This window comes from Ruegeria profundi (assembly GCF_001507545.1).
Taxonomy (GTDB): Bacteria; Pseudomonadota; Alphaproteobacteria; order Rhodobacterales; family Rhodobacteraceae; genus Ruegeria; species Ruegeria profundi.
Map to the genome: position 1 here is coordinate 77,424 of NZ_LQBP01000007.1, position 25,938 is coordinate 103,361.

At 58.2% G+C, this 25,938-nt stretch carries 30 protein-coding genes; 16 read left to right on the top strand and 14 right to left on the bottom strand.

The window, feature by feature from the left end; translation table 11 throughout:
* Nucleotides 1-11: 11 nt before the first annotated feature.
* Together greA and AVO44_RS14085 are read right to left on the bottom strand one after the other, a co-directional pair.
* A complete protein-coding gene (gene greA / locus AVO44_RS14080) occupies nt 12-482 on the bottom strand; it encodes a transcription elongation factor GreA (protein WP_068338048.1) in 471 nt (156 codons plus the stop codon).
* 141 nt (nt 483-623) lie between these two features.
* The gene (locus AVO44_RS14085; protein WP_068338050.1) at nt 624-1,004 is read right to left on the bottom strand and encodes a VOC family protein; all 381 of its coding nucleotides are present in this window, start codon (nt 1,002-1,004) and stop codon (nt 624-626) included.
* An 89-nt stretch (nt 1,005-1,093) separates the two neighbouring features.
* Between AVO44_RS14085 and soxR the strand changes: the two genes are divergently transcribed.
* From soxR to AVO44_RS14105, 4 genes are all read left to right on the top strand, one after another.
* On the top strand, nt 1,094-1,549 hold the full coding sequence (gene soxR / locus AVO44_RS14090; protein WP_068338051.1) for a redox-sensitive transcriptional activator SoxR: 456 nt from the start codon (nt 1,094-1,096) through the stop codon (nt 1,547-1,549).
* A 135-nt stretch (nt 1,550-1,684) separates the two neighbouring features.
* Nucleotides 1,685-3,331 (top strand): electron transfer flavoprotein-ubiquinone oxidoreductase, encoded by a 1,647-nt coding sequence (locus AVO44_RS14095; RefSeq protein WP_068338052.1) that lies wholly within the window; start codon nt 1,685-1,687, stop codon nt 3,329-3,331.
* A gap of 158 nt (nt 3,332-3,489) precedes the next feature.
* Nucleotides 3,490-5,148, top strand: a complete 1,659-nt coding sequence (locus AVO44_RS14100; protein ID WP_068338053.1) for a tetratricopeptide repeat protein — start codon at nt 3,490-3,492, stop codon at nt 5,146-5,148.
* Nucleotides 5,138-5,959 (top strand): 4-(cytidine 5'-diphospho)-2-C-methyl-D-erythritol kinase, encoded by an 822-nt coding sequence (locus tag AVO44_RS14105; protein ID WP_068338054.1) that lies wholly within the window; start codon nt 5,138-5,140, stop codon nt 5,957-5,959. Before AVO44_RS14100 ends, AVO44_RS14105 begins: the two co-directional genes overlap by 11 nt.
* Here AVO44_RS14105 and AVO44_RS14110 read toward each other — a convergent pair.
* Entirely contained in the window at nt 5,952-6,950 is a 999-nt protein-coding gene (locus tag AVO44_RS14110; protein ID WP_068338056.1) for a polyprenyl synthetase family protein, read from the bottom strand. The two genes, AVO44_RS14105 and AVO44_RS14110, sit on opposite strands and share 8 nt — an antisense overlap.
* Before the next feature lie 56 nt (nt 6,951-7,006).
* Between AVO44_RS14110 and AVO44_RS14115 the strand changes: the two genes are divergently transcribed.
* The 3 genes from AVO44_RS14115 to AVO44_RS20710 all read left to right on the top strand — a co-directional run bounded on the left by AVO44_RS14115 (nt 7,007) and on the right by AVO44_RS20710 (nt 8,278).
* Entirely contained in the window at nt 7,007-7,222 is a 216-nt protein-coding gene (locus AVO44_RS14115) for a putative signal transducing protein (RefSeq protein ID WP_068338058.1), read from the top strand.
* Entirely contained in the window at nt 7,219-7,992 is a 774-nt protein-coding gene (locus tag AVO44_RS14120; RefSeq protein WP_068338059.1) for a tRNA1(Val) (adenine(37)-N6)-methyltransferase, read from the top strand. The genes AVO44_RS14115 and AVO44_RS14120 overlap by 4 nt, the downstream gene beginning before the upstream one ends.
* A 121-nt stretch (nt 7,993-8,113) precedes the next feature.
* Entirely contained in the window at nt 8,114-8,278 is a 165-nt protein-coding gene (locus AVO44_RS20710) for a YdcH family protein (RefSeq protein ID WP_082677502.1), read from the top strand.
* Here the strand turns inward: AVO44_RS20710 and yddG are convergent.
* From yddG to AVO44_RS14170, 10 genes are all read right to left on the bottom strand, one after another.
* Entirely contained in the window at nt 8,275-9,141 is an 867-nt protein-coding gene (yddG, locus tag AVO44_RS14125; RefSeq protein ID WP_068338060.1) for an aromatic amino acid exporter YddG, read from the bottom strand. The genes AVO44_RS20710 and yddG overlap by 4 nt on opposite strands.
* Nucleotides 9,138-10,085, bottom strand: a complete 948-nt coding sequence (locus AVO44_RS14130; protein WP_068338061.1) for a transcriptional regulator GcvA — start codon at nt 10,083-10,085, stop codon at nt 9,138-9,140. Before AVO44_RS14130 ends, yddG begins: the two co-directional genes overlap by 4 nt.
* A 295-nt stretch (nt 10,086-10,380) precedes the next feature.
* Nucleotides 10,381-11,103 carry an acetoacetyl-CoA reductase gene (gene phbB, locus AVO44_RS14135; RefSeq protein ID WP_068338062.1) on the bottom strand — a complete coding sequence of 241 codons (723 nt, stop codon included), beginning with the start codon at nt 11,101-11,103 and terminating at the stop codon, nt 10,381-10,383.
* Nucleotides 11,104-11,290: 187 nt separating this feature from the next.
* Entirely contained in the window at nt 11,291-12,466 is a 1,176-nt protein-coding gene (locus AVO44_RS14140; RefSeq protein WP_068338063.1) for an acetyl-CoA C-acetyltransferase, read from the bottom strand.
* 184 nt (nt 12,467-12,650) lie between these two features.
* Nucleotides 12,651-13,484 (bottom strand): EAL domain-containing protein, encoded by an 834-nt coding sequence (locus tag AVO44_RS14145; RefSeq protein WP_068338064.1) that lies wholly within the window; start codon nt 13,482-13,484, stop codon nt 12,651-12,653.
* An 89-nt stretch (nt 13,485-13,573) separates the two neighbouring features.
* Nucleotides 13,574-13,762: a hypothetical protein gene (locus AVO44_RS14150; protein WP_068338065.1), complete on the bottom strand. Its 189-nt coding sequence runs from the start codon at nt 13,760-13,762 to the stop codon at nt 13,574-13,576.
* A gap of 91 nt (nt 13,763-13,853) precedes the next feature.
* Nucleotides 13,854-14,825 carry a sterol desaturase family protein gene (locus tag AVO44_RS14155; protein WP_068338066.1) on the bottom strand — a complete coding sequence of 324 codons (972 nt, stop codon included), beginning with the start codon at nt 14,823-14,825 and terminating at the stop codon, nt 13,854-13,856.
* On the bottom strand, nt 14,822-15,208 hold the full coding sequence (locus AVO44_RS14160) for a DUF4123 domain-containing protein (protein WP_068338067.1): 387 nt from the start codon (nt 15,206-15,208) through the stop codon (nt 14,822-14,824). Before AVO44_RS14160 ends, AVO44_RS14155 begins: the two co-directional genes overlap by 4 nt.
* Before the next feature lie 60 nt (nt 15,209-15,268).
* Nucleotides 15,269-15,598 (bottom strand): hypothetical protein, encoded by a 330-nt coding sequence (locus AVO44_RS14165; protein ID WP_068338072.1) that lies wholly within the window; start codon nt 15,596-15,598, stop codon nt 15,269-15,271.
* A gap of 115 nt (nt 15,599-15,713) precedes the next feature.
* Complete coding sequence (locus AVO44_RS14170; protein ID WP_205626546.1) at nt 15,714-16,280, bottom strand: TlpA disulfide reductase family protein; 567 nt, start codon at nt 16,278-16,280, stop codon at nt 15,714-15,716.
* Nucleotides 16,281-16,301: 21 nt separating this feature from the next.
* On the opposite strand from AVO44_RS14170, the gene argH reads away from it, so the two are divergent.
* From argH to AVO44_RS14190, 5 genes are all read left to right on the top strand, one after another.
* Entirely contained in the window at nt 16,302-17,690 is a 1,389-nt protein-coding gene (gene argH, locus AVO44_RS14175; protein WP_068338074.1) for an argininosuccinate lyase, read from the top strand.
* Nucleotides 17,690-17,872 (top strand): argininosuccinate lyase, encoded by a 183-nt coding sequence (locus tag AVO44_RS14180; RefSeq protein ID WP_082677503.1) that lies wholly within the window; start codon nt 17,690-17,692, stop codon nt 17,870-17,872. Before argH ends, AVO44_RS14180 begins: the two co-directional genes overlap by 1 nt.
* A gap of 83 nt (nt 17,873-17,955) precedes the next feature.
* Nucleotides 17,956-18,105 (top strand): hypothetical protein, encoded by a 150-nt coding sequence (locus tag AVO44_RS21325; protein ID WP_169794859.1) that lies wholly within the window; start codon nt 17,956-17,958, stop codon nt 18,103-18,105.
* Between the two features lie 65 nt (nt 18,106-18,170).
* Complete coding sequence (lysA, locus tag AVO44_RS14185) at nt 18,171-19,436, top strand: diaminopimelate decarboxylase (RefSeq protein WP_068338075.1); 1,266 nt, start codon at nt 18,171-18,173, stop codon at nt 19,434-19,436.
* Between the two features lie 36 nt (nt 19,437-19,472).
* Nucleotides 19,473-22,022, top strand: coding sequence for a TIGR02302 family protein (locus AVO44_RS14190; RefSeq protein ID WP_338057421.1), 2,550 nt, complete (start codon nt 19,473-19,475; stop codon nt 22,020-22,022).
* Nucleotides 22,023-22,036: 14 nt separating this feature from the next.
* Here AVO44_RS14190 and AVO44_RS14195 read toward each other — a convergent pair whose 3' ends face one another.
* Nucleotides 22,037-22,840 carry a zinc-ribbon domain-containing protein gene (locus AVO44_RS14195; RefSeq protein WP_068338080.1) on the bottom strand — a complete coding sequence of 268 codons (804 nt, stop codon included), beginning with the start codon at nt 22,838-22,840 and terminating at the stop codon, nt 22,037-22,039.
* 183 nt (nt 22,841-23,023) lie between these two features.
* Here AVO44_RS14195 and AVO44_RS14200 point away from each other — a divergent pair, with 183 nt between their 5' ends.
* Genes AVO44_RS14200 through AVO44_RS14215 form a run of 4 tightly spaced genes read left to right on the top strand, consistent with a single transcriptional unit; the run spans nt 23,024 to nt 25,929 of the window.
* Nucleotides 23,024-23,701, top strand: coding sequence for a cell division ATP-binding protein FtsE (locus tag AVO44_RS14200; RefSeq protein WP_068338361.1), 678 nt, complete (start codon nt 23,024-23,026; stop codon nt 23,699-23,701).
* Nucleotides 23,698-24,597: a cell division protein FtsX gene (locus tag AVO44_RS14205; RefSeq protein ID WP_068338082.1), complete on the top strand. Its 900-nt coding sequence runs from the start codon at nt 23,698-23,700 to the stop codon at nt 24,595-24,597. The genes AVO44_RS14200 and AVO44_RS14205 overlap by 4 nt, the downstream gene beginning before the upstream one ends.
* Nucleotides 24,597-25,337, top strand: a complete 741-nt coding sequence (locus tag AVO44_RS14210) for a lysophospholipid acyltransferase family protein (RefSeq protein WP_068338084.1) — start codon at nt 24,597-24,599, stop codon at nt 25,335-25,337. Before AVO44_RS14205 ends, AVO44_RS14210 begins: the two co-directional genes overlap by 1 nt.
* Nucleotides 25,324-25,929, top strand: coding sequence for a pyridoxamine 5'-phosphate oxidase family protein (locus tag AVO44_RS14215; RefSeq protein WP_068338086.1), 606 nt, complete (start codon nt 25,324-25,326; stop codon nt 25,927-25,929). The genes AVO44_RS14210 and AVO44_RS14215 overlap by 14 nt, the downstream gene beginning before the upstream one ends.
* The last annotated feature ends 9 nt before the right edge of the window (nt 25,930-25,938 follow it).

Below are 25,938 nucleotides of genomic sequence, written 5' to 3' on the forward strand. Positions count from 1 at the left end.
GAGCACTCCGGTCAGACGTACTCGATCGTCAGGATTTCGTAGGCCCGCACACCACCGGGGGTGCGCACCTCGACACTGTCGCCTTCTTCTTTGCCGATCAGGGCGCGGGCGATTGGGGACCTGATGTTCAGCAAGCCGTTTTCGATGTTGGCCTCATATTCACCAACGATCTGCCAGGTCTTTTCCTCGTCCGTGTCCTCATCGACCAGCGTTACCTTGGCACCGAACTTGATTGCACCGGACAGTTTGGCCGGATCGATCACATCCGCCAATGAAAGGATGCCTTCAAGTTCCTTGATGCGGCCTTCGATAAAGCCCTGCTTTTCACGGGCCGAATGATATTCAGCGTTTTCCTTGAGGTCGCCCAGTTCGCGTGCCGTTGCGATGGCCTCGATGATCGCAGGGCGTTCAACGGATTTCAGGTTTTTCAGTTCCGCCGCGAGCGCGGCATTGCCCGCAGGCGTCATTGGAATCTTTTCCATGTTCTTGTCCGTCCACGCATAAATTGATGCGCCCCGCCGCAAAAGGTAAGCGTCGGGGCGATGTGTTGGGTTGCTAAATACCTGACCCAAATGCAGTACGAATTGCAAGAGGGCTTGAAAGCGCAACGCGCGGAATACGGCCTAGTTGTAACTTATGACCTCGAATTCGATGCCATTGTCATCGTCGAAATAGAACCGCTTGCCGGGTTCATAGTCCGCGTGGGACTTGGGAACAAAACCTGCGTCTTTCACTTTCTGTTCGGTGGCGTCGATGTCTTCGACCAGAACACCCACATGGTTCAGCCCGCCGACGATGTCATAGCTGCTTTCGCCGGAAGGCTTTGGGTCGCTGGGCGCATAGAGCGCAAGATAGGTATGCGCGCTGCCCACATGCACGGTGTAGCCGCCCGCAATGGCCGGGCCTTCCCAGCGTGTTTTCCACCCAAAAACCTTATGCATCCACGCGGCCGACGCCTGTGGATCGCGGACCGTGAAATTGGTGTGTTCAAGCGTTGCCATCATGGGATCTCCTTTTTTCGTCTTGAGGCTTGTCCCGACTCACCGTAATTTCTAAACCTCACTTGAGGTCAAGGTATTTATTGAGGGGTGAAATGGCAGTTTCCGAGGGACTGGCAATCGGCGCATTGGCAAAACGAACGGGATTGGCCGTTTCGGCCATTCGGTACTATGAGGCGCAGGGCCTGATCGCGCCTTGGCGCAATGCCGGTGGGCAAAGAAGGTACCAGCGCGCAGACATCCGGCGACTGAGCTTCATCATGATTGCCCAACAGTTCGGCCTGTCACTGCCGGAAATCCGTAAAGTTCTGACCGATCTGCCCGGAAATCGCACGCCGACACCGCAGGACTGGAAGGATATCAGTGTAAAGTTGCGCGCTCACCTTGATCAGCGAATCGCTGCCCTGACGCGGCTACGCGATAACTTGGATGGGTGCATCGGCTGTGGCTGCCTGAGCTTGCCCAAATGCGCACTTTACAACCCCGATGACCGCGCCAAATCGAAAGGCAGCGGTCCCAGGTATCTCATGGGGGACGCGCCAGAGACATAACTGCCGCATAGCAGCAATGTTACGCCGTGTTTTGATTGACCAAGGTCTTTCAGAGCATGTAATCAGCCGTGAAACAAAATTGCGCCGACCGCGCGTGAAAAGCGCCAATTCGGAAAGTTAGCTAGGGAGCCCGCGATGGCCGAAATTGAACGCGAAGCGATGGAATATGACGTGGTGATCGTGGGTGCAGGCCCTGCAGGCCTGTCTGCGGCCATCCGTTTGAAGCAGCTGGATGCCGATCTGAACGTCGTTGTTCTTGAGAAGGGTTCGGAAGTGGGCGCGCATATCCTGTCTGGCGCGGTGCTTGACCCGTGTGGGCTTGATGCACTGATCCCCGACTGGAAGGAAAAAGGCGCGCCGCTGAATGTGCCGGTGCATGAAGACAATTTTTATATGCTGGGTGAGGCGGGCCAAATCCGCATCCCGAACTTCCCTATGCCACCGCTGATGAACAACCACGGCAACTACATCGTCTCGATGGGGAATGTCTGCCGCTGGATGGCAGAACAGGCCGAGGAGCTGGGCGTGGAAATCTTCCCCGGCATGGCGTGTTCGGAACTGGTGTATGGCGAAAATGGCGAGGTCAAAGGCGTCGTCGCAGGTGTGTTCGGGCTTGAGGCTGACGGCTCGATCGGTCCGAATACCGAGCCGGGCATGGAATTGCACGGCAAGTATGTTTTCCTATCAGAGGGCGTTCGCGGTTCGCTGTCCAAGGAAGTCATTGCCAAATACGACCTGTCGGCGGGCAAAGAGCCGCAGAAATACGGCGTCGGCATGAAAGAGATCTGGGAGATCGACCCGGCCAAGCACAAGGAAGGCTCGGTCACTCACACGATGGGCTGGCCGCTGGGCAGCAACGCAGGTGGCGGGTCGTTCATCTATCACCTTGAAAATAATCAGGTCTATGTCGGTTTCGTGGTCCACCTGAACTATAAAAACCCTTACCTGTATCCCTACATGGAATTCCAGCGGTTCAAGCATCACCCCATGGTGGCCGAGCTGCTCAAGGGCGGTAAGCGCGTCGCCTATGGTGCGCGGGCGATCACCGAAGGTGGCTATCAGTCGATGCCCAAACTGGTTGCGCCGGGTGTGGCGCTGCTGGGGTGTTCGGCGGGTATGGTGAACGTGCCGCGCATCAAGGGCAATCACAACGCGATGCTGTCGGGTAAAGCCGCGGCAGAGGCCGCCTATGATGCCATCAAGGCCGACCGGTCGGGTGATGAGCTGTCCGCGTATGAGACTGACGTGCGCACCGGAGCGATTGGTGCCGATCTCAAAAAGGTCCGCAACGTCAAACCGCTGTGGTCGAAATATGGCCTCACCGCCTCGCTGGTGCTGGGCGGCATGGATATGTGGACCAACACGCTGGGCTTTTCGCTGCTGGGCACATTGGGCCACGGGAAGAATGACGCCGAAGCAACTGAGGATGCCAGCAAGCATCAGCCTATCGACTATCCAAAACCCGATGGCACGCTGTCATTCGACCGTCTGACCAATGTCTCTTTCGCGATGACGAACCACGAAGAAAGCCAGCCTTGTCACCTGAGACTGGCTGACCCCGAGGTGCCCGTGAAAGTCAACCTGCCCAAGTTCGATGAACCGGCACAGCGCTATTGTCCGGCAGGTGTGTACGAGGTGGTCGAAGATGACGGTGATCCGCGGTTTGTGATCAACTTTCAGAACTGTGTTCACTGCAAGACATGCGATATCAAGGACCCGAGCCAGAACATCACCTGGACCACGCCGCAGGGAGGGGATGGGCCGAATTATCCCAACATGTAAGCAGAAAACCGGGCAGTGGCGGCGTCGTGAAAGCTGCGCCATTGCCTCTTGTCCGCCAAAGCCCTAGCTTGTTTCGCAGATAAGACTAACAAGGCAGTATTTTGGTGTTTTCTCTGGCTCGTCGCGCAACAGTCGCAGCACTTTTCATTTCGTCATTTATGCTTCCGGCTGTGGCGGACACGGGGTCTGGTGCCTATCTGGCGGGCCGTCAGGCGATTTTCCAAAATGATTATGCGGCTGCCGAAAAGTTCTATGCGCAGGCTCTGAAAGCCGATCCTGAAAATCCCGCGCTTTTAGAAAGCGTTGTTGTCGCCCGGCTGGCCCTGGGTGAGGTAAAACGCGCCCTTCCCGTGGCGCAGGTGATCGAGAATATCGGCCTGAATAGCCAGGCAGCCCGCATGGCGATTGCCGCCAATCTGGTGGCAGACGATAAACTGGACGAATTGCTGGCCCGAGACCCAGAAACGCAGGGTGTCGGACCGTTGGTCGACGGGTTGATGCAAGGCTGGGCGCATATGGGTCGCGGCGCCATGACCAGCGCGATGGAGCAGTTTGACGCGGTTTCGACCGAAGACGGGCTGCGCGATTTTGCAATGTATCACAAGGCGTTGGCGTTAGCCTCGGTTGGCGATTTCGAAGGCGCGGAAGAGGTTTTTGCCGCAAACAACAATGCGGTCGCCCGCTTTTCGCGCCGCGCGGCTTTGGCCAGGGCCGAAGTGCTGTCACAACTGGATCGCAACGCTGATGCCTTGCAGTTTCTTAATGACGTTTTCACCGCAGGCAGCGATCCGTCTATCGAAAGCTACGTGGCCCGTTTGACCGCTGGTGACAGGCTGCCGTTCACCCATGTCCAAAACGCGCAGGATGGCATGGCCGAGGTGTTCTTTACTGTCGGTGCCGCGCTGAGCAACGAGGCGGCGCAGAACTATGTTCTGTTGTTTGTACGCACTGCCGTTTTCCTGCGCCCTGACCACGTTGATGCGATCCTGCTGAGTGCCGAGCTGTTGGATGCGCTAGAGCAATATGATCTGGCGGTGGAAGTTTATCGAATGGTGCCTGCAAGCAGCAATGACTACCACGTCGCCGAACTTGGGCGGGCCGAAGTTCTGAGCCGGTCGGGCAAAAAGGACGCCGCTGCCGAAGTATTGCAATCTCTGGCCAGCCAGAACCCGAACCTGCCCAGTGTGCATGTCGCCTTGGCGGATCTGCAGCGCCAGCAAGAGGAATACTCAAGCGCTGTTGTGTCATATAACCGTGCTATCGAATTGACCGAAGACACCTCGGGCGGCAATTGGTTCCTGCACTATGCGCGTGGAATATCGCATGAACGGCTCAAGCAGTGGGACCAGGCAGAGGCAGACTTTCGCCGCGCGCTGGAACTGAACCCGGATCAGCCTCAAGTGCTGAATTATCTTGGTTATTCGCTGGTCGAACGGCAGGAAAAGCTGGACGAAGCGTTGGACATGATTGAACGTGCCGTCGCCGCGCGGCCCGATAGTGGCTATATCGTCGACAGCTTGGGGTGGGTCCTGTTTCGTCTGGGGCGGTACGATGAGGCGGTCGAGCATATGGAGCGCGCGGTCGAGTTGATGCCGGTCGATCCGGTGGTAAACGACCATCTGGGTGATGTGTATTGGGCTGTGGGTCGCGCGCGTGAAGCGGAATTCCAATGGAAGCGCGCCCTCTCGTTCATCGATCCTGCTGACACAGATGGCGAGGCCGACCCGGAACGCATCCGCCGCAAGCTGGAAGTTGGGCTGGACGCGGTTCTGGCCGAAGAAGGCGCCGACCCGTTGAAGGTTGCAAATGGCAACTAAGGCCTTTGCGCCCGCCAAGGTAAACCTGACCCTGCACGTTACCGGTCAACAGGCCAATGGGTATCATGAGCTGGATTCGCTTGTGGTGTTTGCCGATGTCGGTGACACCTTGGAATTCTCACCGGGTCCCGATCTATCGATGGCCGTGATTGGGGAACATGCAGCCGGGGTGCCAGTGGACGGCCGGAACCTTGTTTGGAAAGCAGCCGAAGCCGCAGGTTGGACCGGGCATATCGTCCTGAACAAAGTGCTTCCCCATGGTGGCGGTATCGGTGGCGGGTCATCTGACGCTGCCGCGACCCTGCGGATGGCGACAGATCAGGGTGTGTCCGTCTCGTCGGAGGCGGCGTTGTCACTTGGTGCGGACGTCCCGGTCTGTCGGCTGGCGCGGGCGACCCGGATGCGAGGCATCGGCGAGCAGCTTGACCCTGTCACACTGCCGCCTTTGCCCGCCCTTTTGGTCAATCCGGGCGTCGAAATCCCGACAGGCGCGGTGTTCTCAGCCCTCGAAAGCCGGGAAAACCCGCCGATGCCCATGGAAATACCATTATTTGAGGCCCCGGCGGATTGTGCCGAATGGCTTCGGCATCAACGCAACGATCTTGAGCCGCCGACAACGGGGTTAGCGCCTGACGTGGCCCGCGTGCTTGAGGCATTGTCCGACACGAAACACGCTCTGCTGTCCCGCATGTCAGGATCGGGGTCGACGTGCTTCGCGCTGTATCCCACGATGAAAGACGCGCATTTCGCGGCTTACGAGATTGGTGCAGCACACCCGGACTGGTGGTGCCGCGCGGCGCAGCTTAATTAAGGCGCGCGACCACGTAATCAGCCAGATCACGCAGTAGCGTGCGGATTTCGTGATCAGGCAGTACCTGCAGCGCCGCCTTCGCTTTCTCGGCCCAATTGAATGCGTCTGACCTTGTGGCGTCGAGCGTGCCATACTTTTCCATCAGACCCAGCGCATGGTCCAGGTCACCCTCGTCTTGACGCCCCCTGCTTATGGTGCGTTCCCAAAAGGCATATTCGTCCGGTGTCGCTTGCGCTACGGCCTTGATCACCGGCAACGTCAACTTACGCTCGCGGAAATCATCCCCGACATTCTTGCCGGTGGTTTTGCTATCGCCCTGATAGTCCAGAAGATCGTCAGCGATCTGGAACGCGATGCCCAGGGCGTCACCATATTCAAACAGAGCCTTGACCTGATCCTCTGACGCCCCGGCGATGACGCCACCCACCTCGGTTGCTGCTGAAAACAGCGCCGCCGTCTTGCCGCGCACGACTTGTAAATAGACAGCCTCATCCGTGCCCAGATCGGTGGCCGCAGTCATCTGCAGCACTTCGCCTTCGGCAATTGTCGCCGATGCATTTGCCAAAATGTCCAAAACGCGCAGCGATCCGGTTTCAACCATCAATTGGAAGCTGCGGGAAAACAGGTAGTCGCCAACAAGAACACTGGATTTATTGTCCCACAAAAGGTTCGCCGTCGGGCGCCCGCGCCGCTGGGCGCTCTCGTCGACCACGTCGTCATGTAACAGCGTCGCCGTGTGAATGAATTCAACCGTCGCAGCCAGACGTATGTGGTGGTCGCCCGAGTAGCCGAACAAGCGCGCCGTTGCCAATGTCAGCATTGGGCGCAGACGCTTGCCGCCAGCCTCGACCAAATGCGCGGTCACTTCGGGAATGCGCGGCGCATGTTCCGAAGCCATACGCGTGCGGATCAGCGTGTTGACCGCATCCATTTCGCTGGTCAGAAGATCCGCAAGACGCTCATGCGGTTTCGTGATCGTGTCGGTATCCATCACACTCCTGATACAAGGCTCGACTTTCAGCGCACCTTGCCCTTACATCCATCCCCATGAAAGAACTTTTGCGCAGCACCGATCCGACGATCCTGGCCTTTGCTTCTGCCCTTCTTGAGGGTGAGGATATAGACTGCTTTCAGATGGACGTAAATATGAGCATCCTCGAAGGTGGCATTGGCATCTTTCCGCGCCGCCTGATGGTGCGAACCGACGATCTTTCCCGTGCAGAGCGGGTCATGCGCGACAATGACATCCCGCTGGGCCGATGAGCCGATTCCAGGATAGTGACCTGACGTATAACGACTTTCTGAACGGGCGATTGCGCCTGTGGCAACCGCGTGCGGGTTATCGTGCAGGGGTTGATCCAGTGCTTTTGGCGGCTGCGGTTCCGGCAACGTCCTCGCACACTGTGCTGGAACTTGGCTGCGGCGCAGGGGCTGCCATTCTTTGTGTGTTGACGCGCGTGCCGGGCGCTAAAGGTGTCGGGGTTGAGTTGCAGCCGTCCTACGCCGATCTTGCGCGTCGCAATGCAGCTGAAAACAACCTGCCGATAGAAGTGGTTAAGGCCGACCTCAGCGCGCTTCCAGCGGATTTGAAACAACGCCAGTTCGATCATGTCATCGCTAACCCGCCCTATTACCGCGCCGGGGCACATAGCGGTGCGGCGGATCGGGGGCGGCGTATCGCGTTGGGAGAGGTTACACCGCTGGACACGTGGTTTGACACGGCCGCCAGACGTCTGGCTCCGCGGGGCCATCTACACATGATTCAGAAGGCTGACCGCCTGCCAGACATGTTGGCTGGCTGCGCGGGGCGCTTAGGCTCGGTCGAAGTTCTGCCATTGGCGGCGCGGGCAGGTCGCTCTGCTGAATTGGTGATTCTACGCGCCAGAAAAGGCGGAAAAGCAGCGTTTCGTCTGCACGCCCCATTGATTTTACACGCCGGAGAGCGTCACGATAAAGACGGCGAAAGCTATACGCCCCAGGTCGAGGAGGTGCTGCGTCACGGCGCCGCGATAAGCCAGTTTTTCTCAAAATAGGCATTAACCAGCCGAATTTGTCGGATTTATTTTAATTTCTGTGCGCCTGCAGCGTGACAGGGTGGAAACGATGTGTTCAAATTCTTACGTGAAACTCAGACACCAACAAAGGAGTATCGCCATGAGCGTGAGCGCACACCTGACCGAACTGAAGAAAAAGCACGAAACCCTCGGTCTTGAAGTTGAACAAGCCCAACGCTCGCCTGGCATCGACGATCTCCACGTAGCTCAACTCAAAAAGAAGAAGCTTAGGCTAAAAGAAGAGATCGAGCGTTTGTCGAATTAACGACGCAAACTTGCCCGCGCTGCAAGAGCAGCGCCGCCTGTAACCAAGACGGCTGCGATCGCCAATCCCCAAGATGGGGTGGCGATCCCGGCCACAACCAGGGCCAGAGTCGACAAAAGCGGCGCCGCGTAGGATGCAGTGCCCAGAATTTGAATGTCCCCCTGCTTCACCCCGATATCCCAAACATTGAACGCCAGCCCCACCGGCCCCAGACCCAGCGCCACGACCGAGGCCCAGCCATATCCGCTGTCTGGCCAGATGGTTTCTTCCAGGGTCAGATGCAGCGCGCCCGAGGCGATGGCGGTGGCAATGCAGAATACGGCCACAGAACTGGTGGGCGTATGCCCCAATCGGCGCGACAGGACCGAGTAGCCTGACCATGTCAGCGCACATAGCAATGCCAGTCCGTAGCCCGGCAGATATGCGGCCTGAAACCCTGTACTGCTGCCCCCGGCAATGATCACGGCGGCTCCGGTAAAACCCAGACACGCGCCGATCAGATGCCCGATACGCAGATGCTCCCCTGGCAGCAGTCCGGAAAACAAAACGATGAGCAGCGGCCAGAGATATGCGATCAACCCGGCCTCAGCCGCTGGGGCCATTCTCAGGGCAGAGAAGTACAGCGCGTGGTATCCGAACAAACCCACGGTTCCGAACAGGTACGTGCGCCAGCCAACAGAGCGCAATTGGCGCAGCCCGCCACTTGCCCATGTCCAGATCAAACCCAAAGTGCCCCCGATCGAAAAGCAAATGGTGTTGAGCAACAAAGGCGGAGTTGGGGTAGACCCAACCGTGAAAAGGGCCAGTAAGGACCATAACAAAACGGCCAGAAAGCCGATGCTTGTCGCCTGTGTTCTGGTCAAGGCGCTGTTACCTTTTCAACGGGGATGATTTCGAATTCATCCGAGACATGTGCGGTTTTTTCGATCTCAGCCACGAACCAATCCCTGAACGCCGCGATCTGGGGCCGTTTTTCCGCGCCGGGAAGGCAAAGGAAGCGATACCGGCCTTTGGTTTCGATTGCTGTCTTAAAGGGCGCAACCAATCTCCCCTCGGTAATGTCTTTAAGGATCATCGAGCGGCGGCCCAACACCACCCCAACGCCCGCAAGCGCCGCATCAATCGCGTGATCGGCGTTGGAAAACCGCGCCCCATGTTCGGGGACGAATTCGATCCCGACCGCCCGAAACCAAGCAGGCCAATCGCAGGGCGGCTGCAGAAACGTAATTGAGTCGTCATGGATCAGGGGCGCATCTCTAAGGCTGTCGGGCGTTGGATATTGCGCGGCCAGTTCCGGCGTCATCACCGGGGTTTGCCATTCCTTGCGCACGGGCAGAGAATACAGCCCTTCGTCAGGGCCATCGCCAAAGCGGATAGCGACATCTACATCGTCGCGTTCCAAATCCATATTCCGCAAGGTGGCCGAGAATCTCAGGTCAATCTCGGGATGTTCTCTTGCGAATTCATACAGGCGCGGGGCAAGCCATTTCGCGGTCAGGGCTGGCCCTGCTGTCACGGTGAGGGTGGTGTCGTCACCTTGCCTTCGGGCGGCCTGCCAGGCGGATTGCAAGGCGGCAAACCCCTCGGCCGCGCCCGGAGCAAGGGCGCGCCCTGCTTCGGTCAGCTCAACCGCTCGGTTCAGGCGCCGAAACAGCGGACGCCCCAGATGCTCTTCGAGCGATTTGATCTGAAACGACAGGGCCGCAGGGGTGACGTGTAATTCCTCAGCCGCCTTCGCGAAGGACATATGCCGCGCAGCTGCATCAAAAGCACGCAAAGCGGTCAGAGGGGGGAGGGAGGCACTCATCAGTAAAGAAATTCTTATGCGAAAGCCGTAGAAACCTCGTTTGTCAGCCTTTTAAAGCCAGATCATACTTTAAGCAAGTCAAACAAAATTAAACTGAAAGGAATAAAGGCATGATTGAAGTTTCCAGCAACTCTGCGATGGCTCGCGCCTTTCAGCGCGCACATTTGGAACGATCACGCGCGGTTGGCAACGCCTTGAAGTGGATATTTGGTTCCCGCTGAGCGTAGCGCGCGCGTTCTTACGGGATAAAATGGGCCGGTCCACATGGACCGGCCCTTCTTTGTTAATTTAGGTATCAGCTAAAGAACTGTGCACCGTTGGCCGAAATGGTCGAACCGTTGATAAATTGCGAATCGTCCGAGGCCAGAAACGCCACGCAGCGCGCGATTTCCTCGGGCTCACCCAGGCGGCCAGCTGGAATCTGGCCGATGATGGCTTCACGAACCTTTTCAGGAACGGCCATCACCATCTCGGTCGCAATATAGCCCGGGCAGACCGCGTTTGCGGTAATGCCAGCGCGTGCACCTTCCTGCGCAAGCGACTTCACGATCCCCAAATCACCCGCTTTGGTCGCGGCATAGTTCACCTGGGCGAACTGACCCTTTTGGCCATTGACCGAGCTGATAACAATCACGCGGCCAAATTTCCGTTCACGCATGCCGGGCCAGACAGGATGGACGGTGTTGAACACACCGGTCAGGTTGGTGTCGATCACCTGGTGCCACTGTTCGGGTGTCATCTTGTGGAAAGGCGCATCGCGGGTAATCCCCGCATTGGCAACCACGATGTCAATCGGGCCAACCTCGGCTTCGACTTTTTCGATCCCGGCCTTCGATTCATCATAGTCGGCAACGTTCCACTTATAGGTGGCGATACCGGTTTCCTCGGTAAACTTTGCGGCGGCTTCGTCATTGCCGGCATAGGTGGCTGCAACATTGTACCCTTCGGCCTTCAGCGCCTTTGAAATTGCTGCGCCGATGCCGCGGGAACCGCCGGTGACGAGTGCTGTACGTGCCATTGAGGACTCCTCCAATATTAGTCTGGCTTGGTAATCTTGTTACTCTGAGTGTTCAAATCGCGCAACAATGCATCGTGACGAATTTTTCGTTTTGATTCAAATTCATTGAAGCACTCGGGAACGGGTTTAGAGATTTTACAAAAAAGGGCGCCAAAAGGCGCCCTTGGTATGATGCGTAATCCGGTACTTAGTCGCGCTCCACACAGAGGGCGACGCCCATGCCGCCACCGATACAGAGGGTCGCCAAACCCTTCTTGGCGTCGCGGCGTTTCATTTCAAACAGCAAGGTGTTCAGAACACGGCAACCCGAAGCGCCGATCGGGTGTCCGATAGCAATCGCGCCGCCATTCACGTTCACGATCGATGGGTCCCAACCCATGTCCTTGTTAACGGCGCAGGCCTGAGCGGCAAAGGCTTCGTTGGCTTCGATCAGATCCAGATCGTCAACCGACCATCCTGCTTTTTCCAGCGCCTTGCGCGATGCGTAGATCGGCCCCACGCCCATGATCGACGGGTCCAGGCCAGCGGTTGCGTAAGAGGCAATGCGCGCCAGCGGTTCAATTCCGCGCTTTTCGGCGTTTTCTGCCGACATCAACAGGGTGGCAGCAGCGCCGTCATTCAGGCCGGATGCGTTAGCAGCAGTCACAGAGCCATCCTTGGTGAAGGCAGGGCGCAGCTTGGCCATGGCTTCCATCGTGGCACCGTGGCGGATGTATTCGTCGCTGTCCATCACAGTTTCGCCCTTGCGGGTCTTGATGGTGAATGGAACGATTTCATCGTTGAATTTGCCTGCCTTCTGCGCGGCTTCGGCCTTATTCTGCGAGGCCACGGCGAATTCGTCCTGCATGTCGCGGCTGATCTGCCATTTTTCGGCGACGTTTTCGGCGGTCTGACCCATGTGATAGCCGTTGAAAGCATCCCAAAGTCCATCACGGATCATCGTATCGATGTATTTCATGTCGCCCATTTTGTGACCTGCCCGAAGAGCGGCGGCGTGGGGCGAAAGTGTCATGTTTTCCTGGCCGCCTGCCGCGACGATTTCTGCGTCACCCAGTTGGATATGTTGCGCGCCCAGAGCGACAGCGCGCAGGCCCGAACCGCAAACCTGATTAATACCCCAGGCGGCGCTTTCCTGTGGCAGGCCGGCGTTGATGTGGGCCTGACGTGCCGGATTCTGACCCTGAGCAGCCGTCAGAACCTGACCCATGATGGTTTCGCTTACTTCGCCCTTTTCAACTCCGGCGCGTTCGACAACGGCTTCAAGAACGGCAGCACCCAAATCATGTGCGGGTGTGTTTGCAAACGAGCCGCCAAAACTGCCGACACCGGTGCGTGCTGCGGATGCGATTACTACGTTGGTCATTTAGACAATCCTTTACCATCAAGGTCCTGTGGGAACCGTAACGGCGTGGATCACTGGCGCAAAGCCCCAATGAACCAGAGCGCCTCCTGATCCCCCGCTCCAACTGCACATGGCATAGCGTAACGCTGCAGTTGCAGCAACGGTAAGCTTGTCACGGGTGCTGAGGATGGCGTGTTTACTAGGTTTAAGTGCCTGTTTGTTTGAGTTTTTTGTGCTCCCATGGCGCGGAGACGGTGGGCGCGCCGAACAAAAAGCCCTGCAAACAATCCACACCGCTGGCCACGAGAAATTCGGCATCTTCCTTGGTTTCAACCGATTCGGCCGTGACCAGAATCTCGAATTCCCGCGCCACGGCCACCAACGCCCGGACCAATGCCTGATTGTCGGGATTGTCGCTGATACCCCGGACAAATTGCCCGTCGATTTTGGCAGCGTCGAACAAAAACTCACGAAAATGGCGGAAACTGAAATTGCTGGCGCCGAAATCATCCAAGGCAAAGGCAACGCCACGCGGTTGCAGTCGGTCCATGAAATCAATCACAAGCTCGGGCACCGTCATGGCTGATTTTTCCGAGATTTCGAGGATCAGACGCTCACCCAGAGTGTCATCTTTCTTCAGATATCGGTCCAGAACCCGAGCGTATCGCGCGTATCCGATCGATCGCGCGGACATATTGATCGACAAGCGGATGTCTGGGTTCTTGGTCAGCGTTCGCAGACCCATCTCAAGCGCTACGCAATCCAGATCACGACCGATGGGCGTGTTTTCCAACTGAGGCATGAAATCGCGCGCGGGGATGGCCCGACCGGTTTCATCCAGAACCCGGATAAAACCCTCATAAAAAGCGATGCCGAATGGAGGATGCGCCTGCATAACAGGTTGATAGGCCAGTTTGCATTGTTTGTGCCTGACCGCCTCGGTCGCCATTTGAACAGTGGATTTGTCACGGGATGAAATGGCCGCGTTCAGCGGGCTATCGGCACCTTCTGGTACGTCCGCTTGGTGTTTGTCCCCCATGCTTGTGAAATCCCCTACGTCACTGTTCAGGGTGGGATTTCACTGCAAAGTCATGAATTTGAGGTTAAGATCAAAAGGACTGATCGCCTTTATCGGGGCGTGTCCCAAACGCGACCCAATGCGGCCGCCGCACCGATGACTGCGCCAAAAAAACCCAACGCCAGCATGACAAAACCAAGGGCGACCATCGTTTGCGCGCTTCCGATTAAAGCCGACACCATTGCGATGATTAAACCGATCAGACCAAGTGTGGTTGATATCATCATCAATCGGCTCATGGGTTCCTCAAATCGTTTTGGTGATTAACTCATTAACAAACTGGAACCGGGTGGCGTAATTTCAAGGACGATGGGCTTCGGATCGGCGGATTTAAGCCTGTTTTGCCTTCGTATTGTGCGATTTTGCCTCGAATTGCTCGAATCCGGGCGTTCCGCGATCTTCCGGGTGACGGGCCAGATGTCGGGCTTTGATCTGTTCCGAGTTCTGACGGCTGCCATCGTGACTGTACCCGGGCGGGGCAAAGCAATAGGCAAGGCGTTCCCTTGGGCTCAACCCCGGTTGCGTCGCATCGCGCCAGATACCAACCCATTCGTGAAATGCGACGCGCAGCGGGTTGAACGTGCCGATATTGTGAACCAAGCCATAGTCGACCCGGTCGTTTTCTTGTTCCGGGACGAAGGTGCCAAAGATTTTGTCCCAAATGATAAAGACGCCGGCATAGTTGCAATCCAGATAGCGCGCATTGCGGCCGTGATGGGCGCGGTGGTGGCTGGGCGTATTCATGACGGCTTCGAACCAGCGGGGCATTTTGCCAATTGCCTCGGTATGAATCCAGAATTGATAAATCAGGTTCAACCCGCCCACAAACAGCACCATCGCGGGGTGAAAGCCCAGAAGGATCAACGGCGCCCGAACCACCATCATAAATGTAAAAGTATAGGTCCAGGTCTGCCGCAATGCGGTGGTCAGGTTGTAGTGTTGGGAACTGTGGTGGTTCACATGGCTGGCCCAAACCCAGCGGATACGGTGACCAAAGCGGTGAACCCAGTAATAGCGCAGATCATCCAGCACAAAGCACAGAATAATCACGGGGATCGAGGTGCCAAGGTCCAGTGGCGTAATCTGCCACAGCCACATGAAGAATCCATACGCGATGAACCCCAGCAGAAAGCCCGAGGCGATGTTTCCCGCGCCCATCACCAGTGAGGTTACCGCATCCCGCGTCTCGTACCGTCCGCCTTTGCCTTTGACTGCGATCCATAGAAACTCGACCAGAATAGCAGCGATAAAGAACGGTACGGCCCATTGTACGGCGTCAGGAAAGCTGAGTTGGTCGGTCATGCGGTGTCCATCAGGTTTTGCCAATGCGGGCGTTCGAATTCATCCAGGCGGACGAGGGCGTTTGGGGTGCCGAAATCGTGGAATCGAATCCTGAACCCCTCAGGGTGGTTGATCCGGTCAAAGTCCTGCAGATGGCGCGCCACTGTATCGGCCCCAAAAGACCACAGCAGGCCAATGCCTGCCTCAGTCCGAACCAGCGCCGACCGCATGTCATGCGCAATTGTAACGTCCACGATCACATCGTCTGGCGCATGGCGCATCCATTCAGATCGCGCGGTCTGCTGCGTCAATTCACGTACACGCGACCGCCCTGAAAGGTGCAGCAGAGCGGTTATCGCAAGGATGCCTCCGATCACCAGAACCAGAAGAATTTCAAGCGGCATATTTTCCTCCCGCCCGGCAAGGTGCAGAGCGGTAAACAGCTTGTCAAAGGTTGCGTAGCGTCAGCTTGTTTCTAGCCTGTTCAGGATTTCGTGCTGCACAACCCGTTCTACGAATGGCACAAGCCCATCCGGGCCTGACGATCTGTCTTTCAGGTGCATGCAGATGTCCGGCCTGCGTGCGGCGATGATGCCAACCATCTCGCCGCGTATCTTGTCATTCAGGCCTGCGCCCATGATCGCGCAGGCGATCCGCGGTTCGGCGTCCAGTTGCCGCCGAACTTCATCCGGATCGTGCGCACCCAGCCATTGGATCGGCAAGTGATCCAACTGCCGTGCCACGTCGCCGATGACGCTCGGCAAGCGGCCAATCAGTAAAACCACCGGTTTCATTGTCGCTTCCGTTTCGTTTTTACGTTTGGAGTGTCACCGTTCACGACGGTGACACGCTTAGTTTAACACGAAAGTGAAAAAATCGGCGGATTGGGTATTTTGGCGGTTTAGCGGATCAGCTTTCTGCGCCCACAAGCGTCGATATGATGGCCTTGGCGCTGTCGGAGTTCCATTCCGCGTCACCGATCAGGCGGGCCATTTCATTGCCTTCGGGGTCCAGAATTACCGTGATCGGCAATGCGATTACGCCAAATTCCCGTGCCACGGCTGAACCAGTATCCTGATGTCGGGGAAGGTTCTTGATCCCGTTTTCCTCGAAGAATTTCTTGATCCCGGCAGGGGAGTTGCGACCGGTCGCAAGCGTAAGAACCTCGAACTTGTCACCGCCGAATTCTTCTTGCAGCTCGGCGATCTGCGGCATCTCTTTACGGCAGGGCGCACACCATGTCGCCCAGAAGTTCAGCAGAACGTATTTGCCTTTGTAGTCTTCAATCGTTGCAGTGCCGCCATCATCCTCAAGCTGAAACTCAACCGGTTCAACGGGTTTTGGTTCCTTATGCAGGATCAACCGCTTCAGGGTGCCATCCCGAAGCGGACCCAAGGTCTCGGCATCTGTGGCCAAAGCGGCATTTGCACCCAACGCAAGGGCCATATAAAGGGGGATCAAACGAAATAGGCGCATATCAACTCCGGGTTTTCTTTCATGACCGATCATTCCTCGAACCAGATGTGGGGCGGCCGCTTTGCCGCCGGTCCAGACGCGATCATGGAGGCGATCAATGCCTCGATCGGGTTCGATCAGCGGATGGCAGCCCAGGACATCGCAGGCTCGCGCGCCCATGCCGCCATGTTGGCTGCCACAGGCGTCATAAGTGATAGTGACGCTCAGGCCATTCGGGAAGGGCTGCTCACAGTCTTGTCAGAAATCCAGGGTGGAGAGTTCCAGTTCTCGACCGCGCTTGAAGACATCCACATGAATGTTGAGGCACGCCTGAAAGAAGTCATAGGCGAGCCCGCAGGTCGTTTGCACACAGGGCGTTCGCGAAATGATCAGGTGGCGACCGATTTCAAACTCTGGGTGCGCGATCAGCTGGATGCTGCGGAAACCGGTCTGCTGGCCCTGATCCGCGCGCTTCTGGCGCAAGCCGAGGCAGGGGCAGGATGGGTCATGCCCGGTTTCACGCACCTGCAAACTGCACAGCCGGTGACATGGGGCCACCACATGATGGCCTATGTCGAGATGTTCGGCCGCGACCTGTCCCGTGTCCGCGATGCCCGCGCCCGGATGAACGAGTCCCCGTTGGGTGCGGCGGCGCTGGCTGGCACGTCTTTTCCGATCGACCGAGACATGACGGCGCAGGCGCTGGGCTTTGACCGGCCCGCCGCCAATTCACTGGATGCCGTCAGCGACCGGGATTTCGCGCTGGAGTTCCTGTCCACAGCCTCAATCTGCGCCGTCCACCTGTCGCGCTTTGCCGAAGAGCTGGTCATCTGGTCTTCGGCCCAGTTCCGTTTTGTCACGCTCAGCGACAGGTTCTCGACCGGCTCATCGATCATGCCGCAGAAAAAGAATCCCGATGCGGCGGAACTGATCCGCGCCAAGGTGGGTCGGATTTTTGGTGCCAACACGGCGCTGATGATGGTGATGAAAGGTCTGCCGCTGGCTTATTCCAAGGACATGCAGGAAGACAAGGAACAGGTCTTCGATGCGGCCGACAACTGGATGCTGGCGCTGGCGGCGATGGAAGGCATGGTCAAGGACATGACCGCAAATCGCAACAGCCTCGCCGCTGCGGCGGGCTCGGGCTTTTCGACTGCGACCGATCTGGCCGACTGGCTGGTGCGGGTGCTGGGCCTGCCGTTCCGCGACGCACATCATGTGACAGGATCACTGGTTGCGATGGCTGAGAATAAGGGCTGTGACCTGCCCGACCTGACGTTGACTGACATGCAATCGGTGCATTCCGGGATTACCGAAGATGTCTTTTCTGTCCTTACCGTCGAAAACTCGGTAAACTCACGTCAGTCTTATGGGGGAACGGCACCGGATCAGGTGCGCGCCCAGATCAAGCGGTGGAAGGCGCTGGTGTGATGCGGATACTGCGAGTGTTGCAATTGATCGCCGTCGGGTTCGTTCTTGCAGCCTGTGGCGCGGACGGAGAACCAATTCAGCCGACAATGAACGCGACTGTCGGCGTTGGCAGCAGTGGTACTCATGTCGGTGGCGGCATTGGGCTGCGACGTGGCGGCCTTGGGATCTACGTGGGACGGTGACGCAAGCGATGGCAACTCGACTGCGCCGGGCTATGTCCAGGCAAGTTACGATCTGTCGAAAATAATAGAAAAAGAGGGCAAGTATGAGATTTACCGGCTTGATCCTGACCCTTGTCCTGCTGGCAGCTTGCGAACCGACTGGTAACACGCGGCCTCAGCCGGAAACCAGTACGGGGGGCTCCGGCATCTCAATCTCGGGCTACGGCCGGATCGGTGTGTCGACAACACGGTGACGGAATGCCGCCAATAGCGCGGAAATTATTGATCAGCCCGGCAGTTTTGGTCTAAGCGCGCAGTCATGGATCACTTTCTTTACCGCGACGGCGCGCTCTACGCCGAGGATGTTCCGATCACCGAAATCGCCGCTGCGGTGGGAACCCCGTTCTACGTCTATTCGACGGCAACCCTGCTGCGGCATTTCAAGCTGTTTGACGATGCACTGGACGGCACTGATCACCTTGTTTGCTACGCCATGAAGGCAGCCAGCAATCAGGCGATTCTGAAGACGCTGGCGCAGGCCGGTGCCGGAATGGACGTTGTGTCTGGCGGGGAATATCTGCGTGCCAAAGCTGCTGGTGTTCCGGGTGACAAGATCGTGTTCTCGGGCGTTGGCAAAACGGCAGAGGAAATCCGCACCGCACTGACCGGCGGCATTCGCCAGTTCAACGTCGAATCCGAGCCTGAGATGCAGGTGATCAACGCGGTTGCGTTGGAATTGGGTGTTGTCGCGCCAATCACCGTGCGGGTGAACCCCGACGTAGATGCCAAGACCCACGCCAAGATTGCCACCGGTAAGTCCGAAAATAAATTTGGTATTCCAATCTCGCGCGCATCCGAGGTTTATGCCTACGCGGCCAGCTTGCCGGGTCTGGAGGTCATCGGTATCGATGTTCATATCGGATCACAACTGACCGAGTTGGAACCGTTCGAGCTGGCTTACACCAAGGTCGCCGAACTGACAGAGCGTCTGCGCGCCGAGGGTCACACTATTCGCCGTCTGGACTTGGGCGGAGGTCTGGGTATCCCCTACACCCGTTCGAACGAGGCACCCCCTTTGCCGGTAGAGTACGGCGCGCTGATCAAGAAAACGCTGGGTCATCTGGGGTGTGAGATCGAGATTGAGCCGGGACGCCTGATTGCTGGCAACGCTGGTCTGATGGTCAGCAAGGTGATTTATGTGAAATCCGGTGAAGGCCGTGATTTCCTGATCCTCGATGGGGCCATGAATGACCTGATCCGCCCTGCGATGTATGAGGCGTATCATGATATCGTCGCCGTGCAAGAGCCCGCGCCGGGTGTGGAACAGCAGCCCTATGACATTGTCGGCCCCGTGTGCGAGACGGGCGATACATTCGCCAAACAACGCGACATGCCGCCGCTTGAACCGGGCGATCTGGTCGCCTTCCGCAGTGCCGGCGCATATGGTGCCGTGATGGCCAGCGAATACAACACCCGCCCCCTGATCCCCGAGGTTTTGGTTCACGGGGATCAATTTGCAGTTATTCGTGAACGCCCAAGCTTTGACGAAATCATAAACCGCGATACCATACCAGAGTGGCTCTGACGCGATAACCGTGCGGGCCTGTTCAGGAGGCCCGCCTTGACCACAAGACCGACCCTGCCGATTCCAAGACTGTCCCTGTGGCTGACGCACGCAGGAATGCTGGCCGAGCAGGTTTTGCGTGCCTTCTGGCCCTTTTTCTCGATTGTTATGGCGATTTTGGCCGCTTTGATGCTGGGTCTTCAGGATCACGTCAGGGTTGAGATGGTTTGGACCCTTGGTGGTTTGGCGATCATCGCGGTGGTTGTTTCACTGATCTGGGGCGTTCGGCGACTCCATCTGCCTCGCCGGGCCGAAGCGCTTATGCGACTGGACGAATCCCTGCCGGGACGCCCGATTCAGGCATTGATGGATGATCAGGCCATAGGTGCGATGGATGCGGACTCAGTTGCTTTGTGGCACGCGCACCAGGCTCGGATGGCACAACGGGCGGCACAAGCCGAAGCGGTCAAACCCGATCTGCGGCTTGCAGACCGAGACCCTTATGCGCTGCGGTACTCAGCGTTGCTGGCGCTGGTGATTGCGGGTCTTTTCGGTTCATTCTGGCGCATTGGGTCCGTGGCCGAGATGACGCCGGGCGCAGCCGTGGCAGGGCAGGGACCCAGCTGGGAAGGCTGGGTTGAACCGCCGCGCTATACCGGCTTGCCGACGCTTTATCTGGCGGATCAGTCTGGTGATACTCTTTCAGTACCGCAGGGCAGCCGGATCACATTGCGGTTCTACGGTGAGGTGGGCGCGCATAGCTTGTCGGAAACCACGTCGCTTTCGGGCACACAAGGTGCAGCGGACCCTGAACAGGAGTTTGTGGTCGAGCGTTCGGGCCAGATGATGATCGAAGGGCCTGCCGGTCGGGACTGGGCGCTGAGCGTCATAGAAGATGCGCCTCCGCAGATCGCTGTTGCCGATCCGGCCGAGGCCGAGGCGGGCGGGCAGATGAAGCTACCCTTTACCGCCACTGACGATTACGGCGTAGTGTCCGGTACGGCGGTGATCGAATTGGACCTGCCTTCCGTTGACCGTCAGTATGGCCTGGCATCTGACCCCGAGCCACGTGATAGGATCGAGGTGCAGCTACCGATGCCGATAACCGGCGACCGGGCCGATTTCACCGAGGATCTGATCGAAGACTTCTCGGAACACCCTTGGGCGCATCTGCCAGTCAAGATCACCTTGATGGCACAGGATGCAGCCGATCAGGAAGGAGAGTCCGCGCCTTATACGACGGATCTGCCTGCGCGCCGCTTCTTTGATCCGTTGGCTGCGGCGGTGATCGAACAACGCCGCGATCTGCTCTGGACGCGGGACAACGCGACCCGGGTGTCCCAAATTCTGCGCGCGGTGTCGCATCTGCCGGAAGAGGTGTTTCGCTCTGACACAGCCTACCTGCGTCTGCGCGTGACGCTTCGCCGGTTGGAGGCATTCAACGACTACGGGCTGACACAGGACCAACAGGAAGAGATCGCACAGGCTTTGTGGGATCTGGCGATTATAATCGAAGAGGGTACCCTCGCCGATGCGCTGGAGCGTATGCGCCGTGCACAGGAGCGTCTGACCGAAGCCATGAAAAACGGCGCCACTGATGAAGAAATCGCCGAATTGATGCAAGAACTGCGCGACGCAACGCAGGATTACATGCGCCAGCTACAGCGTCTGGCACAGGAAAACGGTGAGTTCGACGAAAATCAGCAGGGCCAGAATGGCGAATCCATGCAGATGACGCAAAATGACCTGCAACGGATGATGGATCGCATTCAGGAACTGATGGAACAGGGCCGCATGGCCGAAGCACAGCAGGCGCTGGAAGAGTTCCAGCAGATGATGGAGAACATGCGCGTCACCCAGGGCCAGGGTCAGGGCCAGCAGTCAGAAGGCCAACAGGCAATGGAAGGGCTGGCCGAAACTCTGCGCGAACAGCAGGGGCTGAGCGATCAGGCCTTCCGCGATCTGCAAGAACAGTTCAATCCCGGCGCTCAGGCCGGTGAAAGCCAGGGTAACGAAGGCCGCAATGGTGGTCAGGGCCGTGGGCAGAGCCACGAAGGCCAAGGCGGTCAGGGTCAGGGGTCTGATCAGGCCGAAGGCGGTGGCGGCCAGCCAAGCCAGGAGTCTCTGGCCGATCGCCAACAGGCACTGCGCGACGAGCTGGGTCGCCAGCAACAGAATCTGCCCGGTGCCGGAACACCCGAAGGCGAAGCGGCACGCGAGGCGCTGGGCCGCGCGGGCCGGGCAATGGATGGGGCTGAAGAAGCCCTGCGCAGTGACGACCTGGCCGAGGCCATAGATCGCCAATCTGAAGCGATGGAAGCCCTCCGTGAAGGCATGCGGTCACTGGGTGAAGCTTTGGCGCAGAACCAGCAGAACCAGCCCGGTCAGGGAACCCAAGACGGTGATATGCAGGCCAACAGCCGCGATCCGCTGGGCCGCAGCCCCGGCGCAAACGGCTCTATAGCAACTGACGACAACCTGTTGCAGGGCGAAGATGTGTATCGCCGCGCGCGTGAGTTGCTGGATGAAATCCGGCGTCGCACCGGTGAGACGGAACGCCCACAGATCGAGCTGGAGTACCTCAAGCGGTTGTTGGAGCGCTTCTAAACCCTGCCTGGCGTTTAATTCTGCGATGTCCCCGATGTCTGCGCCTCAAGCCAAAGCCGCGCCTGATCCACAAGGGATACGTACGGGTCAAGAATTGGCTCGGCCTGCGGCACCGCTTCGCTGATTTGCTGCGCGTTGCCATAGACCAGCAGCAGGATGACGCCGACAATCAGCATCAGTGCAAAACCACGCATGAAACCGCCGCCAGACTTGCGCGGCGCAGGTTCGTCTTCCGAGGCCAAGCTGTCATCACTACGCAGGCTGGAGTTGATCGCTTCGACATCTGGCAGTGCATCTTTCTGCCCTGCATCCTTTGCCGTTTCCATAGCAGTGAGGTCTTTTACGGCGCGTTCCGGGTCGGGTTTGGGGGGCGCGTCCAAGGCCAGATCGGGCTGCGTTTCAAGACCGCCACCCTCTTGCGCGCGAAGGTCCGCCTCACGTTCGGCTTCTTCTTTCAGGATACTTGCAACTGCAGGATCGATGTTTCCGGTAGCTGATGGTGTTTCTGGTTCGCTTGCGGCCTCTGGTTTTGGGGCAACCTCTGGTTCTTGTGTGATCTCTGGTTCCGGTGCAGGCGTCGGCTCCGGTTGCGCTTGGGTTGCTGAGGCCTGTTCCACCACATCAGGCTCGGGTGCGGATGTCTGGGAAGGCGTATCCTTAGCATCGGGTGCGTCTTTGGCGGGGGCTGTTTGGTCTGGGTGTTTGGGCTGGAACCAGGTCGTCTCACAGTTCGAGCACTGAACGTCGCGGCCATCTTCCGGGATGACCTCGTCTGGCACCTCGTACTGGGCACCGCAATTCGGACAAGTAAGACGCATGCTGCCTCCTGGCCGGGACCCCGACCGATAGTAGTTTTTTAAGGGATGTTAATCCGTTAAGACCTGACCGCAAAGGGTGTTTTCGGTTTCACAGCATAAGTGTCACCGATTCGACCCGGTGCAGGCATTGAAACCGCAACCGCGCTCGGGCATGAAGGGCGGCAACAGAAACGGGGGCTCCTTTTGATCGAGCTGGAGAATCTCAGCTACACCTATGGCGGTGGCGAACTGCTGAGCGACGTGTCTTTACGGTTGCAACCGGGGTCGTTTCATTTTTTGACCGGCCCGTCGGGTGCGGGCAAGACCACCATACTTAAACTTTGCTACGGCGCTTTGTTGCCCACAACGGGCCGGCTCAGCGTGTTCAAGCAGGACATCGCCCGGCTGGATCGGGATCAGTTGGCCCTGATGCGCCGTCGGATCGGTGTGGTGCATCAGGATTGCCAGTTCCTTGATCACATGACGCTGGCCGAGAATGTGGCGTTGCCGCTAACAGTGTCCGGGCAAATCGACACTGCACAGCGCGAAGACCTGAGCGAGTTGTTATCCTGGGTGGGACTGGGCACCCGATTGGATTCGCACCCGCCGGAATTGTCGGGAGGGGAACGTCAGCGTGCCGCACTGGCCCGCGCGGTCATCCTGTCGCCGGACGTGGTTCTGGCGGATGAACCAACCGGAAACGTGGATTGGGAGATGTCGCAACGCCTGCTTCGCCTGTTGGTCGAATTGAACAAGATGGGCAAGACCGTGCTGATCGCGACCCATGACATGAGCCTGATCCGCGCGGCGAAAAGCCAGGTGCAGGCAAGGGTTCTTCGAATCTCGCAACGTCAGGTCCAACTTGCGGGAGCGGATCTATGAGCAAGGGAATGATCCGAAGCCTGCTGAAACGGGATACGCGCGCGGACCGGGTCGTTCCGCCAACTGGGTACACGGCGCATCTGACCCTGTTTGTATCAGGCGCGATGGCTTTTCTGGCGGTGTTTGCATTAGCCCTTTCTCTGGCATCGGGGCGGTTGGCCGACCGCTGGGGTACGGAATTGGCCGGGGCCGTCACCTTGCGCATCAGCGCTCCTGCCGATCAGATGGACGCGCAGACCGAGGCGGCGCTAACCGTGCTGAGCCAAACCCCGGGCATAGCTTCGGCGCGCGCATTGACCACCGAGGAACAGGCGGCGCTGCTCTCCCCTTGGTTTGGCCCGGACCTGCCGCTGGATACGCTGCCTGTCCCTCAACTGATCGAGATCATCGAAGGTGAGCCGGGTCTGGATGCGGCTGGTCTGCGCCTGCGGCTTGGAGCAGAAGTTCCCGGTGCAGTTCTGGACGATCACACCCGCTGGCGTGAACCCTTGGTAGAGGCCGCAAGGTCGCTGCGGCGGCTGGGCTGGGTTTCAATCCTGCTGATTGGCGGGGCCACGGCAGCCATGATCACGCTGGCCGCCAATGCCTCGCTCGCTGCCAATGCCCAGATTATCGAGGTGCTGCGTCTGGTTGGTGCCCGTGACAGCTTTATTGCCCGAGCCTTTGTCCGGCGCTTTACCTATCGGGCTTTCTTTGGTGCCGTTGTCGGCGTTTTGCTGGGCATGACCGGAGTGCTGCTGCTGCCCGAAGCCTCGGATGCGGGCGGGTTTTTGACGGGTTTGGGATTTCAGGGGTATGGCTGGCTGTTGCCGGCCCTGATCCCCGTATTGGGTGCGGCGGTTGCCTTTCTGGCAACCTGGAGTGCCGCCAGCCGAAAATTGAAGGAGCTTTCGTGATGGCCGATGCGTTTCAGTGGGTACGCTCATTGATCTTCATGATCGTGATCTACGTTTGGATGCTGGTTCTGGGCATCCTGTTCGCCCCATACGCCATGTTCACCAAGCGTGGCGCATTGAAAGCTTGCAAGGCCTACGCGCGTACAACCTTGTGGTTGGCTCGTTGGATGGTCGGCATCCGGACCGAAGTGCGTGGCGCGGTGCCGTCGGGCGAGGTGGTCATCGGTGCCAAACATCAGTCATTTCTGGATATTATCATCATTTTCGACGCCATCCCCCACGGCAAGTTCATTATGAAGAAAGAATTGCTGTGGACCCCAGTCATCGGTATGTATGCGCGGCGTCTTGGCTGTATCCCGGTTGATCGGGGTAAAAAGGGCGTGGCCGTGGCCAAGATGGTCAAGGATGTCGCCAAGGAATTCACGGAACCCGGGCAGTTGGTAATCTATCCCCAAGGCACGCGCGTCGCGCCGGGGGTGCGCAAACCTTACAAGGTCGGCACGGCCATTTTGTACGAAGGGCTGGGTTTTCCCTGCGTTCCCACGGCGACCAATGCGGGTGTGTTCTGGCCTCGCACCGGTGTTCTGCGCAAGCCTGGCCTAGCCATTGTCGACTTCCTTGATCCAATCAAGCCGGGTGCTGCGCGGGACGATTTCCTCGGAATGCTGGAGGATGTCATCGAAACAAGGTCCAATGCGCTGATGCGAGAAGTTGGGTTTGATCTTGATGCAATTCATTGACGATATCGAAACGCTCGAAAGTCTCTACGGTAAACCCGGTGCGCCCTCATTGCGGAAGGTCGCGCACAGCCTGACTCCGCTGTATCGCAAGTGGATCATGGCCGCGCGGTTGTGCATTTTCAGCACCGTTGGTCCCGAAGGCGTAGACGGAAGCCCAGGGGGCGATGATGGTCCCGTTGTGCTGGAGCTTGATGCAAACACTTTGGCGCTTCCGGATTGGCGCGGCAACAACCGGTTGGATTCGCTGCGCAATATCGTACGTGACCCGCGCGTGGCTTTGATGTTTCTGGTGCCGGGCTCCAACACTGTCGTTCGGGTGAATGGTACAGCGCGCCTGACTGCGGACAGTGAATTGCGCGCCCGGTTCGAAAAAAACGGCAAACAACCCGCCACGGTTGTCGTCATCGAAATTGCCGAAATCTACACGCAATGCGCCCGCGCACTCATGCGCGCGCGAACCTGGAGCGCAGGTGATGAAAGCACCGCCTTACCCACAGTTGGCGAAATTCTGGCCGAAGTAAGCCGGGGTGAGGAAGGCGGTGCACAATACGACGCGGAATGGGGTGCAAGAGCCGAAAAAACGATGTGGTAGCACGTGCAA

What these genes read in the sequence shown, in the direction of transcription:
- greA (WP_068338048.1), bottom strand. Translation starts at nt 482, where the DNA reads ATGGAAAAGATTCCAATGACGCCTGCGGGCAATGCCGCGCTCGCGGCG.
- AVO44_RS14085 (WP_068338050.1), bottom strand. Translation starts at nt 1,004, where the DNA reads ATGATGGCAACGCTTGAACACACCAATTTCACGGTCCGCGATCCACAG.
- soxR (WP_068338051.1), top strand. Translation starts at nt 1,094, where the DNA reads ATGGCAGTTTCCGAGGGACTGGCAATCGGCGCATTGGCAAAACGAACG.
- AVO44_RS14095 (WP_068338052.1), top strand. Translation starts at nt 1,685, where the DNA reads ATGGCCGAAATTGAACGCGAAGCGATGGAATATGACGTGGTGATCGTG.
- AVO44_RS14100 (WP_068338053.1), top strand. Translation starts at nt 3,490, where the DNA reads ATGCTTCCGGCTGTGGCGGACACGGGGTCTGGTGCCTATCTGGCGGGC.
- AVO44_RS14105 (WP_068338054.1), top strand. Translation starts at nt 5,138, where the DNA reads ATGGCAACTAAGGCCTTTGCGCCCGCCAAGGTAAACCTGACCCTGCAC.
- AVO44_RS14110 (WP_068338056.1), bottom strand. Translation starts at nt 6,950, where the DNA reads ATGGATACCGACACGATCACGAAACCGCATGAGCGTCTTGCGGATCTT.
- AVO44_RS14115 (WP_068338058.1), top strand. Translation starts at nt 7,007, where the DNA reads ATGAAAGAACTTTTGCGCAGCACCGATCCGACGATCCTGGCCTTTGCT.
- AVO44_RS14120 (WP_068338059.1), top strand. Translation starts at nt 7,219, where the DNA reads ATGAGCCGATTCCAGGATAGTGACCTGACGTATAACGACTTTCTGAAC.
- AVO44_RS20710 (WP_082677502.1), top strand. Translation starts at nt 8,114, where the DNA reads ATGAGCGTGAGCGCACACCTGACCGAACTGAAGAAAAAGCACGAAACC.
- AVO44_RS14130 (WP_068338061.1), bottom strand. Translation starts at nt 10,085, where the DNA reads ATGAGTGCCTCCCTCCCCCCTCTGACCGCTTTGCGTGCTTTTGATGCA.
- phbB (WP_068338062.1), bottom strand. Translation starts at nt 11,103, where the DNA reads ATGGCACGTACAGCACTCGTCACCGGCGGTTCCCGCGGCATCGGCGCA.
- AVO44_RS14140 (WP_068338063.1), bottom strand. Translation starts at nt 12,466, where the DNA reads ATGACCAACGTAGTAATCGCATCCGCAGCACGCACCGGTGTCGGCAGT.
- AVO44_RS14145 (WP_068338064.1), bottom strand. Translation starts at nt 13,484, where the DNA reads ATGGGGGACAAACACCAAGCGGACGTACCAGAAGGTGCCGATAGCCCG.
- AVO44_RS14150 (WP_068338065.1), bottom strand. Translation starts at nt 13,762, where the DNA reads ATGAGCCGATTGATGATGATATCAACCACACTTGGTCTGATCGGTTTA.
- AVO44_RS14155 (WP_068338066.1), bottom strand. Translation starts at nt 14,825, where the DNA reads ATGACCGACCAACTCAGCTTTCCTGACGCCGTACAATGGGCCGTACCG.
- AVO44_RS14160 (WP_068338067.1), bottom strand. Translation starts at nt 15,208, where the DNA reads ATGCCGCTTGAAATTCTTCTGGTTCTGGTGATCGGAGGCATCCTTGCG.
- AVO44_RS14165 (WP_068338072.1), bottom strand. Translation starts at nt 15,598, where the DNA reads ATGAAACCGGTGGTTTTACTGATTGGCCGCTTGCCGAGCGTCATCGGC.
- AVO44_RS14170 (WP_205626546.1), bottom strand. Translation starts at nt 16,280, where the DNA reads ATGCGCCTATTTCGTTTGATCCCCCTTTATATGGCCCTTGCGTTGGGT.
- argH (WP_068338074.1), top strand. Translation starts at nt 16,302, where the DNA reads ATGACCGATCATTCCTCGAACCAGATGTGGGGCGGCCGCTTTGCCGCC.
- AVO44_RS14180 (WP_082677503.1), top strand. Translation starts at nt 17,690, where the DNA reads ATGCGGATACTGCGAGTGTTGCAATTGATCGCCGTCGGGTTCGTTCTT.
- AVO44_RS21325 (WP_169794859.1), top strand. Translation starts at nt 17,956, where the DNA reads ATGAGATTTACCGGCTTGATCCTGACCCTTGTCCTGCTGGCAGCTTGC.
- lysA (WP_068338075.1), top strand. Translation starts at nt 18,171, where the DNA reads ATGGATCACTTTCTTTACCGCGACGGCGCGCTCTACGCCGAGGATGTT.
- AVO44_RS14195 (WP_068338080.1), bottom strand. Translation starts at nt 22,840, where the DNA reads ATGCGTCTTACTTGTCCGAATTGCGGTGCCCAGTACGAGGTGCCAGAC.
- AVO44_RS14205 (WP_068338082.1), top strand. Translation starts at nt 23,698, where the DNA reads ATGAGCAAGGGAATGATCCGAAGCCTGCTGAAACGGGATACGCGCGCG.
- AVO44_RS14210 (WP_068338084.1), top strand. Translation starts at nt 24,597, where the DNA reads ATGGCCGATGCGTTTCAGTGGGTACGCTCATTGATCTTCATGATCGTG.
- AVO44_RS14215 (WP_068338086.1), top strand. Translation starts at nt 25,324, where the DNA reads ATGCAATTCATTGACGATATCGAAACGCTCGAAAGTCTCTACGGTAAA.